Genomic DNA, 13,230 nt, shown 5'->3' with positions numbered 1-13,230 from the left:
AAGTTAAGTGGAAGTATACCGTTTTCTCTATATTGGCACAGTAGGGAGTGCTTAGTGAATATTCACTTAAGCAGACTTCCCTTCACGGATCATTGAATCCAGTGCATTCAAACGCTCAGGCGTTCCTACATCTACCCAAATGCCTGTCAATTTAGAGGCAGCAATCTTATTTTCCAGCATTGCTGCTTTTAATAATGGTGCCAAAGGACGCTTTCCAGCCTCTAAGCCTGCAAACATTTTCGGATCAAGTACGGATACACCGCTAAACGTCAGGTTTTCACCACTGATCTGCTGATCAAAGGTATAAGCCTTGCCGTCTGCAAGTGTGAAATCACCGTTTGGATGCTGTTCCGGATTTTGTACCAATACCAGATGTGCCAGATTTTCACCCAGCTCAACATTCAATAAAGGTGCAAAGTCCATAGTCGTCCAGACATCGCCATTGACCAAAATGAAAGGCTCATCACCAAGCAGTGGTAAAGCATTAATAATGCCACCGGCTGTTTCCAGACCTTCACCTTCATGTGACCATAAAATCTTGACACCAAACTGTGAACCATCACCCAACGCCTGAGCCAGTTTTTCACCTAACCAAGCCGTATTAATGACAACTTCATTCACGCCCATCGCAGCCAGTTTTTCAATATGCCAGACAATTAGCGGCTTACCACCCACTTCTAGTAAAGGTTTTGGGGTATGCAAAGTTAAAGGACGCATGCGGTTGCCCAAGCCAGCCGCGAGAATCATCGCTTTCATTTAGGCCGCTACCTCGTATGAACCATATTTTGCTTCAAAAGCTGGCATCACTTTTTCATGAATGAACTGCATAAATGGCTGTAATTCAGGATAGTCTTTGGTTTCTTCCAGCAGATACCACATCACACGTGGCAGGTCTTTTAGATAGCCAGATTTACCATCTCGCTCAAACAAGCGGACAAAAATACCTAAAATCTTGATATGGCGCTGAATGGCCATCATATCCGCATCTTTTTTGAACTGTTCGAAATCACGGTCCTGTTTTGCCGCTGCTGGTAACAGGTCATAGAACACTTTAAACCAGCGATACACCCGATCTGCATTCCACTGCACATAGGCATCACGGGTAATCGAAATCAGGTCATAGGTATCAGCACCGATTACTGCATCCTGAAAATCAATCACACCCAGTTCGGTTTCATTTTCGATTTTCATCAGGTTACGGCTATGGAAATCACGATGCACAATGACTTGTGGTTGTGCCAAAGCAGCATTCGCCAGTATCGCAAATGTGCGCTTGATCAGAGCGGACTCTGATTCTGTTGGCTGAATTTTTAGAGCAGGCAGCATCCAGTCAGTCAGCAGCTCCATTTCAGAAATAAGCTTCTCATAAGAATAAGCAGGAAACTGACCTTCTCCAGGAATGGACTGCAGCTGAATCAGCTGTTTAAAACTTTGCTCATAATAGGCATCAACTGTCTGATCATTTAGCAGATTTGATAACAGCACATCACCAAAATCTTCGAGCAGCAAAAAGCCATTTTCCAGGTCTTTGGCCACAATGTGTGGAACACGTACGCCATGGGCATCAAAAAATTCATCAATCGTCACAAAAGGCACACAATCTTCTTTTTCTGGTGGTGCATCCATGAGCATAAATGTTTTATTATTCAGTTTGATTCGTGCATAACGACGAAAACTTGCATCGCCTGCTAAAAAATGTGTTTCAAATTGATCTGAACCGAGTACAGAAGCAATCCAAGATTGTATCAATTGTTCGCGTTGAGTATTCATTTGCAATAAATTCTAGTACAGGCTGAGTTTTTAAAGTGCTAAGTGTAGCTACTTATCAACTTTTTCTCTATGATGCGACAATAATTAATTGCGATAAAAGCATGATTGGTTAATGAGACAAATGAAGCATCACTTTAAAATAAACCCTCTAGCGACTGCGATCTTAACCCTTTTATGTAGTAGCTCGGTCTCAAGCTATGCTGCATCAAATGACTCATCCAATGTAAATGCGGAACAACTCAAACAGCGCATTAATGAGACCTATCCCGGTGAAGCATTCTTCTCACAATATTATGTGGATAAATCTTCACCAGAAGCACAGCAGCGTCAAGGTAAATATCTCAGTTCAGCCTATTGTGAAGGTGCCTGGGTCACTCCTATTGCACCTGATGCACCGACGATTGACCCTGAACAGGCAACTTCAACCATTACTGCAGACTATGGTCATTATAATCCGGCCGGTGATTCCTACTTAGAAGGCAATGTGGTCATTGATCAGGAAGGTCGCCAGATTCGTGCGGAACGCGTGACGATTGATCAGACTCAAACTTATGCTAAGGCAGAAGGTCAAGTCCAATTGGCTCAAGGTGGCTTGATTTCGCAAAGCGATGATATCAATTACAACCTGAAAACCCAGCAAGGTGACTTAAACAACAGTTTCTTCATTGCCGAAGAACAGCATGCGCATGGTCGTGCTGAAAAGATTGCCAAAACCTCTGACGATACGCTTGAACTGGAAAATGCCACCTATTCCACCTGTCCACCTGAACAGAAACCGACCTGGAAAATTCAGGCAGATCAAATCAAGCTGAATCAGGAAACCGGTCGCGGTGAAACCCGTAATACCAAGCTCTATGTGAAAGATGTTCCGGTACTCGCTGTTCCTTATTTTAACTTCCCAATCGATGATCGCCGTACCACTGGGATTCTGACGCCAACTTTCGGATTTACCAATGATGGCGGCCTGGAATTAGGTGTGCCGGTTTATCTCAATTTGGCACCACAATATGATGCGACCATTACGCCACGTTATATTAGTGACCGTGGTGCGATGCTGGATGGCGAGTTTCGTTATCTAACAGAAAACTATGGTGAAGGCCGGATTTGGGGTGGCTACCTGCCATCTGATGAAAGTTATAGCAATAAAGACCGTAAAGACCTGCACTTCCTGCATAACTGGCAAATCAACGATCAGTTCTTAACAAATCTTGAATATAATTACGCATCAGACAAGGACTTTTTTGCCGATCTGGATAATAACCCAGATTCAAAAACAGACCTGAACTTGCGCCGTGCTTGGGAAGTTAATTATAAAAATGGTATCCCCGGCTTAAAAGCTCAATTTAAAGTTGAAGATTTCCAGACGCTTGATCCTGCCGTTCTGGATGAAGACCGCCCTTATGCGCGTTTGCCGCAGCTTTTGGTGAATTATAAGACCGGTAACCCACTGGGTTTACAATACGAATTTAATAACGATACAGCTTATTTCCAGAAAGACATCAGAAATATCGAAAATATTGATACCGGTGATGAAGCCATCTATCAACCAAGTGGTACACGCATCTATAATGATTTCTCGGTACGCTATAATCACTTTACCCCTTGGTCATTCTTCATTCCTCAGGCAACATTACGCAATATCAATACTTTCTATGATCAAGATACTATTGATCGTATTAATAATAATCAAACCAGCTCATCAAGTGAAAATCATTCTATCGTAGTGCCACAATTTACGCTGGACACCGGTTTAATTTTTGAAAAAGATGGTCGCTATTTACAGACCTTGACGCCTCGCCTGTTTTACGCTTATTCACCGTATGAAAATCAGCGCAATCAGCCAAACTTCGACTCTGTCGTAGCCTCAATTAATTATGACCAATTATTTAGTGCACGCCGCTTCTATGGTAATGACCGCTTAGAAGACAATAACTTCGCTTCTTTAGGTCTTAGTTACAGTTTATTTAATGAAGAAGGTTTAGAGCGATTACGCGCCAGTGTGGGACAAAGTTTCTTCTTTGAAGATCGCCGTGTCACATTAGATCGTGAAGCAGATGAATTTGACCGTGAAAGCCATACTGGACCAGTTATTCAGCTTAAAAGTCAGTTAAACAAAAACGTGCATGTCAACCTGAATTCTAGCTGGATGTCGAATGGCTCCAATGCCCAGCGTGATGTACAGGTTTATTATACGGGCGATCAGGGCAATCTGTATAACGTAGGCTATTTCTATCGTAAAGATATTCCAAACCGCCAGGAAAGTTATGATCAGGTGGTTGGCTCATTTATCCAGCCCATTGCCAATAACTGGCGTCTGGTCGGCCATGCGCAATTTGACCTGGATAATAGTGTCGCACGTGAATATTTACTTGGCGTAAACTATGAGTCATGCTGTTGGGGAGTATCTGTCTATGGCCGCTCATACTACAATGACCTAGACGATATCAATGACCCAGATGTGAAAGCGAAACGTGCAGTAATGGCTGAAGTAACGCTTAAAGGTCTTGGCGGGTTGAGCAACAAGCTAACCTCATTACTAGAAAATCGTATTCTAGGTTTTAACAATATCAATCAAACTTGGACAGAACGTTAATGAAGACAAAACAGTTAAAACAAATTTTTAAAGCGACCGCACTTGCGCTATGTCTTTCTTCAGCGATGACGACTTTTGCTGTTGCCCAACCTAAAGATGAAGTTGTAGCTGTTGTCGACAATAGCGCTATTCTGCGTAGTGATCTGGCACAAAGCGTTGCTGAAATTTCTCACCAATTGCAAAAGCAAAACAAGCCTGTTCCCCCGCAACCTTATCTTGAACAACAAGCACTTGAACAGTTAATTGTACGTCAGGCTCAACTGGAACAGGTCAAACGCTACAATATCCGCCCAGATGAAAAATCTTTAAATGAAGCAGTGCTTAAAGTAGCACGTGATTCAGGCTCCCCTAGCTTAGAAGCTTTTCAGCAAAAACTGGATGCTATCGCGCCGAATACGTATGCCTCTTTACGTAACCGTATTGCTGAGGATTTAGCACTTAGCCGTTTACGCCAGCAAGCCGTAAATTCACGTATTCAAATCAGTGATCAGGATGTGAAAAACTTCCTGAATACACCGCAAGGTCAAGCTTTGTTAGGCAGCCAGGTACATGTTCTGCATTTACGTATAACTGGAGAAAATGCACAGCAGGTTGCAGCACAAGTAAGAAATGATTTAAGCAGCAGTAATGATATTCAGGCGATCAGCAAAAAATATTCAACTGGCGATATTAAAGTAGATGCGTCTGATATGGGCGTGCGAAATTTATCAGAAATCCCAGGCGAACTCGCTGCACGTGTTTCTACTTTGCAAGCGGGTCAAACATCTGAACTGATTCCTGCGGCAGATGGCGTGCATGTCCTGAAACTTTTAGAGCGTAAAGGTGGTGAGCAGAAAGCATTGGTTCCTCAGTACCAGACCCGTCATATTCTGATTCAAACATCAGAAGTGGTTAGCCCAGAAAATGCTAAACAGATGATTGATAGCTTATATACGCGTCTTAAGCAAGGTGAAGATTTTGCAGTATTGGCGTCTACTTTCTCTAATGACACAGGTTCAGCGCGTGATGGCGGAAGTTTAGGCTGGGTCAGCCCAGGTGTCATGGTACCTGAATTTGAACAGCGTATGAAAAGTACGCCAGTGGGTCAGATTAGTGAACCGTTCCAGTCACAATTTGGCTGGCATATCCTGCAAGTGACCGATACACGTCAGCAAGATATGACTCAGGAATATCAGGAACGTATGGCACGCCAGATCCTGGGTGAACGCCAGTTTGATGCTGAGCTAGATAGCTGGTTACGTGAAACCCGTAGCAATGCCTATGTAGAAATCAAAGATCCTCAGCTAGATCCTAAACGCGCTCGTTAATTTAAGAAAAGAAAGCCAGCATAATGCTGGTTTTTTAATGGCTCAATTCTTTAAGCAATAAAAAAGCCTCTTATTAAGAGGCTTTTTTATTTCAGATCCGATTAACGATTGTTTTCGTCGTCAGAAGAATCTTCAAATTTTGAATCGTTATCAAAACCAGCGCCTTGACCACCGAAACCAGCGCCTTGACCACCAAAGCCAGCACCTTGACCACCGAAGCCACCTTGACCGCCGAAGCCACCTTGACTACCGAAGCCACCTTGACCGCCGAAGCCTTGACCACCGAAGCCAGCGCCTTGACCGCCGAAGCCACCTTGACCACCGAAGCCACCAGCAGCGCCTTGACCACCGAAGCCACCCGCGCCACCTTGACCACCGAAGCCCGCACCTTGTGAACCAGCAGGAGCACCAGCTGGACGAGGGTTACGTGCAGGTACTACTGTAGAAATCGCGTGTTTGTAAACCATTTGGCTTACTGTATTTTTTAATAATACAACGTATTGGTCAAAAGACTCGATGTGACCTTGTAATTTGATACCGTTTACCAGGAAGATAGAAACTGGAATACGTTCCTTACGGAGAGAATTCAAGAATGGATCTTGTAAAGTTTGACCTTTAGACATGTTATAACTCCAAAAATTTAAAAATCAGCGCAAAAAACTATCTCTATTTTTCAATTAAAAATTATAAAAAAGATAGTACTCAAATTTTGCTTTATCCGTGACAGTTTCGCAAGTCTTCTTGGGCCTGCTCGAGCGTAAAATATGTTGTAAATTTATGCTTTTCTTGCAAAGATCTCAACCAGGTATATTGACGTTTGGCAAGTTGTCGTGTCGCAAATAAAGCCTTATCCTCCATTTCCCGTTGTTTTTCATGACTTAGGTCACCTTTTTTTAAGAATTCTATGGCTTGGCGGTAACCTACTGAACGCATTGAGGGTAAATTTTCGTCAAAATCGTATTTTCCCATTAATCCTTTAACTTCATTTAAAAATCCGTTTTTCCACATAATTTCAAGACGTTTTTCAATACGTTTGTGCAATTCTAACCGATCGGGCATTAAGGCATAATTATGGAAATTGTAACGATATGGTAAATTTTTTGGTTGTTCTGCTTGTAGTTTTGTAATCGGCTCACCTGTTAGCTTAAAAACCTCTAATGCACGGATAATTCTCTGTTTATCACTGACTTTAAATTTCTGGCCTGCTAAGGGATCTACCTGACATAATTCAGCATACACCGCTTCCCACCCTTCACGAGCGGCTTTCTCTTCGATCTGGGCACGTACTGCGTAATCTGCACTTGGCAAATTGTCAGATAAGCCTTCAAGTAAGGCCTTAAAATACAGCATGGTGCCACCCACCAAAATTGGTGTTTTACCACGCGCATGAATATCATCAATCAGACGGCAAGCATCTTCGACAAAGTTTGCTGCAGAATAGACTTCGAGCGGGCTAATAATATCAATCAGATGATGCGGATAGCGCTCTAATTCCTCTTTAGAAGGTTTCGCTGTACCAATGTCCATTTCCCGATAAACTAGCGCAGAATCGACAGAAATCAGCTCAAAATGACCTTGCTCGTATAGTTCACATGCCAAAGCAGTTTTACCGCTTGCAGTTGGTCCCATTAAATTGATGACCGGCAGTTGATTGGACATGTAAGGCTACTCTCCTCGAGCGAAAAGTTTATCAAGTTGAGACAATGGAAATGCTCGCCAGGTTGGACGACCATGATTACATTGGCTCGCAAATTCAGTTTGTTCCATCTGGCGCAGCAAAGCGTTCATTTCTGACAGACTCAACATGCGATGCGCACGTACCGCACCATGACAGGCCATGCCCGCAAGAATCTGATCCCGTTTCTGCATTAACCCTTGCCCCTGATCATTCGGATCCAGATCATTCAGTAATTCAGGGATCAAGGCATCAAAATCAGCTTTATGCAAAATGGCCGGTACACCCCGTACAATGACCTGTTCATCACCATACTGGTCAATTTCCAGACCTAAACGAGCAAGTTGATCTTTAAGCTCGTCAACACGCATGGCTTGCATACGACTAATGCTCACCACTTTAGGAATCAGCAATTGCTGGGATATCCAGAATTCCGGTTTATCCCAAGCCATTTTCATCTGTTGCAGCAGAATACGCTCATGCGCCGCATGCATATCTACGATGATTAAGCCTTCGGTATTTTGCGCTAGTATATAAATACCATGCAGCTGGGCGATCGCAATCCCCAAAGGATGCTCATCCACTTTACTGTGTAAATGTGACTGCAATGCATCCGATGCTGAAGTATTGGTTTCCGGTTCAGTTTCTCTTAAAGGCGCGAGATAACTTTTCAAGGCATTATTCAGCTGCTGTGAACCCGAATATGACTTATTATAATCCTGCGCATAATGCACAGTTTGTGGACCTGATGACTCGAAATCCGTTAACACATCAGAAGCTTCTTCTTCATGCTGACGATACGGAGATGTGACTGGAATAACCGGTTGAGTGGCTACGGACTGATGCAGGCTAAACTGCTCTTGATAGCGCGGCTGAGGTGTTATCGCAACAGCTTCAGACTCAGGTTTCATCGCCTCAGCCAGATCAGCGCTCGCAGTCTGGAATTGTGCTAGGGTTTCCTTGGCATAATGTCGTACAAATTCATGTACTTCACGCTGGTTCAGAAAACGAATTTCATGTTTGGTTGGATGCACATTGACATCGATGCTTTCTGGATCGATTTCCAGAAACAGTAAATAAGCGGCATGCTGATGGCCATGCAGGATACCATCATAAGCCATACGCAAAGCGTGCGAAATAGTCTTATCTTTAACGATCCGGCCATTCACATAGACATACTGCAAATCGGCTTGAGCCCGTGCATCCGAAGGATGTCCGAGCCAGCCTGATAAACGCATATTGATACTGTCTGCATCAATCCAGTAAGCATTTTCAGTAAACTGACGGCCAAGTAATTGTTGCACACGTTGAAAACGCAAAGCTCCACTATCTGCAACCGGCAAATTCAGCTTGATCGTTTGGTTATGTTCCAATACAAAGCGAATATCAAAATGCGTTAAAGCCATACGGCGAACAATTTCTTCGATATGTCCAAATTCAGTGCCGGGCTTTTTCAGGAATTTGCGCCGCGCCGGGACATTGAAGAATAAATCCTGCACCCGGATCTGAGTTCCTTTGGATGCTGCGACCGGTTGAATATCCTGATGATCAAAAGCCGTACCGTTCACTTCGACCTGATAGCCAATGCCATCTTCATTCTGGCTACTGGTTAAAGTCAGGCGTGACACTGCAGCAATCGAGGCCAACGCCTCACCACGAAAGCCCAAACTGGTAATCGCATGCAGCTCTTCAGCCGTTTGAATCTTACTGGTCGCGTGACGCATCACGGCTAGTGGCAAATCCTCATAATGAATGCCTCGGCCATTATCAATGATTTCAATCAGCGTACTGCCGCCCTGTTCCACCCGGATGATCAGCTCGGTCGCACCTGCATCAATCGAGTTTTCCAGCAACTCCTTGACCACAGATGCAGGACGTTCAATCACCTCACCTGCGGCAATCTGGTTCGCCAGCGCAGGATCAAGTGCACGGATACGGCGTATGCTTAAATCATCAACCATTTGGGAATTCACGCTCCAAAGCTTGCTGTAATGCCAGATTAGAAGAAATCAGACTTGCAGTACGGGTCAGCTCATCTTCTGATTTTAAAATTTCAATAATTAAATCGGCTTGCGGGATTTCATCACCCCCCTTAGAAGGCCATTCAAATAGAAATAGCGCATTGGGAGTTTCTAAATAATCCCGGATTCCCATCAATTCAAGTTCATAAGGGTCATTGAGACGATATAAATCAAAATGAAAGATATCCTGACCATTCACCTGATACGGTTCCACCAGCGTATAAGTCGGACTTTTTACTGAGCCTTTATGACCGAGTTGTTGTAAGTAATAACGCGTCAGCGTGGTTTTCCCCGCACCCAAGTCACCAATCAGATATATAACGCCCGAAGAAAAATTATTTGCCAGAACTTTGGCCAGATTTTGGGTGTCATCTTCATGTTTTAAAGTGAAATTAAATGAATAGGGCATATTACTCACGACATGATGAAAAAGAATAATTATGATAGCATCGCAACGCTTTAAAAGCCTATTCACCTCTGTGAGAAACTGTATTTTTTCACAGCATCCGTTCCAAACAAGAGATAGATCCACGTTGTGATGACTTCGACTGTTGAATTTAGCCCACCCATGCTGAATGGGGTTACGGCAAGTAAAGTATTCCTGCAAGCGACAGCTGATTCACCCAAGACAGTCTATGCCTATCTGTGCGCGCAATTTCCCCATATTGAGTCGAGCGAATGGCAATCCCGTTTCGATAATGGTCTGGTTTATGATGCTCAGGGCAAAGCCTTAACCATCGAAAGTTCTTTTCAAGCGAATACTCATTGTTTTTATTATCGTTTTTTGGCACACGAAGTGCATGTTCCTTTTCAGCATCATATTCTGTTTGAAAATGAGCATCTGCTGGTGGTGGATAAACCGCATTTTCTAACCATGAGTCCTACTGGACAATATGTACAGGAAACCTTGCTGGTACGCCTAAAACAGCAAACTGGAAATGAACATCTTACTCCGATTCATCGATTGGATCGTGAAACGGCAGGTGTGGTGCTGATTTCAAAATGTGTGCAATCGCGTGGCGTTTATCAGCAAATGTTTGCGACTCGGCAGGTACAGAAAACCTATCATGCGATTGCGGCTTATCGTGATGATTTAAGTTTTCCGCTCATCACAAAGTTGAAAATGGAGAAAGGCCAGCCCTTTTATACCATGCAGGTGGTAGAAGGAGAACCTAATAGCGAAACCGAAATTCAATTGCTGCAACATGATCAGCAATGGGGCAAATATGAGCTAAAACCACATACAGGAAAGCAGCATCAGTTAAGGGTACACTTAAGTCATTTGGGGATTCCGATCCAGAATGATCCTTTTTATCCGCAGGTTTCCCATAAGGCGGATGATGATTTTTCTGCACCGTTACAGCTACTGGCCAAACACATTCAGTTTACGGATCCAGTTACCCAAAAGCAGATGCAATTTAGCTCTAAACTTGAATTGACACTGTAAATCTCTTGTCATTACAGATTATTTTCTAAAAACGGCAACTTGAGGATTGAAATCCCGAAGTTATCGATTAGAATAAGGCGAAAAGTTAAGTAATTTAAAGCTTTGAAAATATTATGAGAAAAACTGAAGTTTATCAAATTCGCCTGGATTCCCAAGAAAAGAAACAGGCATTTGCAGTATTTAAACAATTGGGGATTACGCCGGCTCAGGCAGTTCGTCTTTTTTTTAAACAGGTGGTTCTAACCAAATCAATCCCCTTCTCGATTGAAAATCAGAATATCAACCTGGAACAGTTGATCAAGTTACGCAAGCAGAAACAGAGTGAACTAAAGTCAGAACAAACTTCAAGTCCAAGTACTACAGCGATTCCAGCAGATCATCAGGAAATGAATCTGGATGATGATCATTTTGATTTATTTGAAGAACTGAATGCTATTTTAGGTGAAAGCGACAAAATTTAACATTGTTGCATTTACGAACAATTCTTAAGTTTCTCTCCTTTCAAACTTCGCTATGCTTGATGTTAATGATAAATAATAAAATTAACATGGAGTAAGCCGATGATCGTGCGACGTGCCCAGTCAGAAGATCTACCTAACCTGGCCGTTTTATTTGATGAGTACCGTCAATTTTATGGTACTTCTTCCAATCTGGATTTATCTTACGAATTTTTGAAACAGCGTTTTGAAGATGGTCAAACTGTCATTTTTATCAACACCAAGGATGATATTTTTACCGGATTTATTCTGCTGTATTTAAGATTTTCCTCAGTCGCATGTTCTACCTATTATGTGCTGGACGATGTCTATATTAGCCCGCCTTATCGCCGGCATGGTGCAGCCAAGCAACTGATTGATACTGCTATTTTATTTGCCCGACATGAAAATGCGCTTCGAATCAGCCTGGAAACGCAAAAAACCAATTATCAGTCACATAAACTTTATGAGTCACTTGGATTTATTCAGGACAATGAATTCGTGACTTTCCATTGTTTCCTGAAATAGATCCCAGACTTTATTCGGTACGGAATTTTGCCTGTGCCAGTTGTTCTGCGTCCAGATAGGTCCATTCCCCTATTGCCAGTTCATTCAAGGCCAACGCACCAATCTGGGCACGATGCAGCTGTTCCACTTTATTGCCAACAGCTGCCAGCATACGTTTCACCTGATGATAAACCCCTTGATGAATCGTCATTTGCAGACGATTGTCATCCAGACGAACAATATCTGTAGCAGCAAAGGTGCCTTTTTCATTTCTCAATTCCACACCCTGTTCAAGCTGTTGAATCTGTTCATCTGTCACGGGATCGGCAGTAGTCATCTGATAAACTTTCGCCACATGTTTTTTGGGATGCGTCAATGCTTGTAGAAACTGACCATCATCGGTCAGCAATAACAGTCCAGTTGTATCTTGATCGAGACGACCTACACATTGAATTCCACGGTTTAACAAGGTGTCATCAAACAGATCAAATACACTGAAATGATGGGTAGCCTGATGTGAACACTCATAATCTTGAGGCTTATTGAGCGCAATATATACTTTTTCCCGATAGCGATATTCATGACCATAGACGCTAAAGGTCAGATCTTGCAGATTCAGCTTATGCTTGGGGTTATCGATGAGTTCGCCCTGAATCGAAACAGCACCATTTTTAATCAGTTGCTGACAATGTTTTCGTGAGCCGAAACCTTGTGATTGCAACATTTTTTCCAATAGCATCTGTCTGAACCTGTTTATACGAACGATAGGCGCATTCTATACTGAAAACTAGCCAGATTCATTTCTTGTAGAGCATTCTCCCTTTAAATGGCTAAAAAGCCTATAATCCTGTGACTTTTCATTTTTTTATCTCCTCATGTCCCAACTTGATTTGAATCTGCTTGTTCTTCTAGTTCTACTGGCTTGCGGTATTTTTAGTCATAATACTGCTGTGACTATTGCTGCGGCCGTGTTGATCGTATTAAAAATCACGCCTCTCAATGAACTCTTACCTTATGTACAGCAACATGGCCTAAATATCGGGATCATTATTTTAACCATTGGCGTATTGGCTCCGATTGCTAGCGGGAAAATTCCCGGTGAAAGTATTCTTAAATCTTTCCTAAGCTGGAAATCTTTACTAGCAATTGCAATCGGTCTATTTGTTGCCTGGCTTGGTGGACGTGGGGTGAAACTGATGTCGAGTCAGCCTGATGTCGTTGCAGGTCTATTAATTGGTACAGTCGCAGGTGTCGCGGTACTTCGTGGTGTCCCTGTCGGGCCATTAATTGCAGCCGGGATTTTATCGTTATTGATTGGAACGCAATAAGCCTTTAACCATGATTGTGCAATATTCTTAAAAATTAATATTCTAAAATTATGAACTGCAAAGTATTAAATCACATGATCAGCGACATGGATGTCGCTCGTTGGAT

Annotated in this window: 13 protein-coding genes; 6 read left to right on the top strand and 7 right to left on the bottom strand. The window is 42.8% G+C overall.

Annotated features, from left to right (window positions below):
- Window positions 1-66 precede the first annotated feature (66 nt).
- Window positions 67-756, bottom strand: coding sequence for an N-acetylmuramate alpha-1-phosphate uridylyltransferase MurU (gene murU / locus FTV13_RS07080; RefSeq protein ID WP_180011497.1), 690 nt, complete (start codon window positions 754-756; stop codon window positions 67-69).
- The gene (locus FTV13_RS07075) at window positions 757-1,770 is read right to left on the bottom strand and encodes an aminoglycoside phosphotransferase family protein (protein WP_159124004.1); all 1,014 of its coding nucleotides are present in this window, start codon (window positions 1,768-1,770) and stop codon (window positions 757-759) included.
- Window positions 1,771-1,891: 121 nt separating this feature from the next.
- Here FTV13_RS07075 and lptC point away from each other — a divergent pair, with 121 nt between their 5' ends.
- Both lptC and FTV13_RS07065 read left to right on the top strand, forming a co-directional pair.
- A complete protein-coding gene (lptC, locus tag FTV13_RS07070; RefSeq protein ID WP_179992430.1) occupies window positions 1,892-4,363 on the top strand; it encodes an LPS export ABC transporter periplasmic protein LptC in 2,472 nt (823 codons plus the stop codon).
- Window positions 4,363-5,670: a peptidylprolyl isomerase gene (locus tag FTV13_RS07065; RefSeq protein ID WP_004784026.1), complete on the top strand. Its 1,308-nt coding sequence runs from the start codon at window positions 4,363-4,365 to the stop codon at window positions 5,668-5,670. Before lptC ends, FTV13_RS07065 begins: the two co-directional genes overlap by 1 nt.
- 101 nt (window positions 5,671-5,771) lie before the next feature.
- Here the strand turns inward: FTV13_RS07065 and hfq are convergent, their stop codons facing one another.
- The 4 genes from hfq to tsaE form a co-directional block, all read right to left on the bottom strand.
- On the bottom strand, window positions 5,772-6,293 hold the full coding sequence (gene hfq, locus FTV13_RS07060) for an RNA chaperone Hfq (RefSeq protein ID WP_125279037.1): 522 nt from the start codon (window positions 6,291-6,293) through the stop codon (window positions 5,772-5,774).
- A gap of 91 nt (window positions 6,294-6,384) precedes the next feature.
- Window positions 6,385-7,329 carry a tRNA (adenosine(37)-N6)-dimethylallyltransferase MiaA gene (gene miaA / locus FTV13_RS07055; RefSeq protein ID WP_179992429.1) on the bottom strand — a complete coding sequence of 315 codons (945 nt, stop codon included), beginning with the start codon at window positions 7,327-7,329 and terminating at the stop codon, window positions 6,385-6,387.
- Between the two features lie 6 nt (window positions 7,330-7,335).
- Window positions 7,336-9,306, bottom strand: a complete 1,971-nt coding sequence (mutL, locus tag FTV13_RS07050) for a DNA mismatch repair endonuclease MutL (protein WP_179992428.1) — start codon at window positions 9,304-9,306, stop codon at window positions 7,336-7,338.
- Complete coding sequence (gene tsaE / locus FTV13_RS07045) at window positions 9,299-9,775, bottom strand: tRNA (adenosine(37)-N6)-threonylcarbamoyltransferase complex ATPase subunit type 1 TsaE (protein WP_179992427.1); 477 nt, start codon at window positions 9,773-9,775, stop codon at window positions 9,299-9,301. Before tsaE ends, mutL begins: the two co-directional genes overlap by 8 nt.
- Before the next feature lie 129 nt (window positions 9,776-9,904).
- Here tsaE and FTV13_RS07040 point away from each other — a divergent pair, with 129 nt between their 5' ends.
- The 3 genes from FTV13_RS07040 to FTV13_RS07030 all read left to right on the top strand — a co-directional run bounded on the left by FTV13_RS07040 (window position 9,905) and on the right by FTV13_RS07030 (window position 11,817).
- Window positions 9,905-10,813, top strand: coding sequence for an RluA family pseudouridine synthase (locus FTV13_RS07040; RefSeq protein WP_179992470.1), 909 nt, complete (start codon window positions 9,905-9,907; stop codon window positions 10,811-10,813).
- 113 nt (window positions 10,814-10,926) lie between these two features.
- Window positions 10,927-11,274 carry a type II toxin-antitoxin system RelB/DinJ family antitoxin gene (locus FTV13_RS07035; protein WP_179992426.1) on the top strand — a complete coding sequence of 116 codons (348 nt, stop codon included), beginning with the start codon at window positions 10,927-10,929 and terminating at the stop codon, window positions 11,272-11,274.
- A 99-nt stretch (window positions 11,275-11,373) separates the two neighbouring features.
- Window positions 11,374-11,817, top strand: a complete 444-nt coding sequence (locus FTV13_RS07030; protein WP_004784033.1) for a GNAT family N-acetyltransferase — start codon at window positions 11,374-11,376, stop codon at window positions 11,815-11,817.
- Window positions 11,818-11,827: 10 nt separating this feature from the next.
- Here the strand turns inward: FTV13_RS07030 and FTV13_RS07025 are convergent, their stop codons facing one another.
- Complete coding sequence (locus FTV13_RS07025) at window positions 11,828-12,535, bottom strand: pseudouridine synthase (RefSeq protein ID WP_179992425.1); 708 nt, start codon at window positions 12,533-12,535, stop codon at window positions 11,828-11,830.
- Window positions 12,536-12,671: 136 nt separating this feature from the next.
- Here FTV13_RS07025 and FTV13_RS07020 point away from each other — a divergent pair, with 136 nt between their 5' ends.
- Window positions 12,672-13,124 carry a DUF441 domain-containing protein gene (locus FTV13_RS07020; RefSeq protein WP_179992424.1) on the top strand — a complete coding sequence of 151 codons (453 nt, stop codon included), beginning with the start codon at window positions 12,672-12,674 and terminating at the stop codon, window positions 13,122-13,124.
- Window positions 13,125-13,230 lie beyond the last annotated feature (106 nt).

Origin of the sequence: Acinetobacter sp. YH12235, from assembly GCF_013417705.1 — a bacterium.
Taxonomy (GTDB): Bacteria; Pseudomonadota; Gammaproteobacteria; order Pseudomonadales; family Moraxellaceae; genus Acinetobacter.
This window is presented reverse-complemented; position numbering and strand designations above follow the sequence as displayed.

Coding starts and splice junctions, on each gene's coding strand:
- murU (WP_180011497.1), bottom strand. CDS start 756: ATGAAAGCGATGATTCTCGCGGCTGGCTTGGGCAACCGCATGCGTCCT.
- FTV13_RS07075 (WP_159124004.1), bottom strand. CDS start 1,770: ATGAATACTCAACGCGAACAATTGATACAATCTTGGATTGCTTCTGTA.
- lptC (WP_179992430.1), top strand. CDS start 1,892: ATGAAGCATCACTTTAAAATAAACCCTCTAGCGACTGCGATCTTAACC.
- FTV13_RS07065 (WP_004784026.1), top strand. CDS start 4,363: ATGAAGACAAAACAGTTAAAACAAATTTTTAAAGCGACCGCACTTGCG.
- hfq (WP_125279037.1), bottom strand. CDS start 6,293: ATGTCTAAAGGTCAAACTTTACAAGATCCATTCTTGAATTCTCTCCGT.
- miaA (WP_179992429.1), bottom strand. CDS start 7,329: ATGTCCAATCAACTGCCGGTCATCAATTTAATGGGACCAACTGCAAGC.
- mutL (WP_179992428.1), bottom strand. CDS start 9,306: ATGGTTGATGATTTAAGCATACGCCGTATCCGTGCACTTGATCCTGCG.
- tsaE (WP_179992427.1), bottom strand. CDS start 9,775: ATGCCCTATTCATTTAATTTCACTTTAAAACATGAAGATGACACCCAA.
- FTV13_RS07040 (WP_179992470.1), top strand. CDS start 9,905: ATGACTTCGACTGTTGAATTTAGCCCACCCATGCTGAATGGGGTTACG.
- FTV13_RS07035 (WP_179992426.1), top strand. CDS start 10,927: ATGAGAAAAACTGAAGTTTATCAAATTCGCCTGGATTCCCAAGAAAAG.
- FTV13_RS07030 (WP_004784033.1), top strand. CDS start 11,374: ATGATCGTGCGACGTGCCCAGTCAGAAGATCTACCTAACCTGGCCGTT.
- FTV13_RS07025 (WP_179992425.1), bottom strand. CDS start 12,535: ATGCTATTGGAAAAAATGTTGCAATCACAAGGTTTCGGCTCACGAAAA.
- FTV13_RS07020 (WP_179992424.1), top strand. CDS start 12,672: ATGTCCCAACTTGATTTGAATCTGCTTGTTCTTCTAGTTCTACTGGCT.